Genomic DNA, 535 nt, shown 5'->3' with positions numbered 1-535 from the left:
CTGACCGAAGGCGCGCCGATCGTGCACGAGGACCATGGCGTCGGCCGCTACCGTGGCCTGATCGCAATGGATGTCGGCGGCATGCCCGGCGAGTTCCTGGAGATCGAGTACGCCAAGGGCGACCGGCTGTATGTGCCGGTCGCGCAGCTGCACCTGATCAGCCGCTACTCCGGTGCGTCGCCGGAAACCGCGCCGCTGCACTCGCTCGGTGGGGAGCAGTGGAGCAAGGCCAAGCGCAAGGCCGCCGAGAAGGTGCGCGACGTTGCCGCCGAACTGCTGGAAATCCAGGCCCGCCGCCAGGCGCGTGCCGGCCTGGCACTGCAGGTGGACCGCGCGATGTACGAGCCGTTCGCGGCCGGTTTCCCGTTCGAGGAAACCCCGGACCAGCTGGCGGCGATCGATGCCACGCTGCGTGACCTGGCCAGCAGCCAGCCGATGGACCGCGTGGTCTGCGGCGACGTGGGCTTCGGCAAGACCGAGGTTGCGGTGCGGGCTGCCTTCGCCGCGGCCAGCGCCGGCAAGCAGGTGGCGGTGC

General features: G+C 70.7%; 1 protein-coding gene. It reads left to right on the top strand.

The genetic code is table 11. The annotated features are described in order from the left end of the window. Positions 1–535, top strand: a 535-nt coding sequence (locus EN852_RS34850) for a CarD family transcriptional regulator (protein ID WP_281407822.1), incomplete at both ends; no start/stop codon positions are given.

It is taken from the genome of Mesorhizobium sp. M2E.F.Ca.ET.209.01.1.1 (genome assembly GCF_004010375.2).
GTDB lineage: Bacteria > Pseudomonadota > Alphaproteobacteria > Rhizobiales > Rhizobiaceae > Mesorhizobium.
The sequence above is the reverse complement of the archived record's forward strand: the minus strand, read 5'-3'. Positions and strand labels throughout refer to the sequence as shown.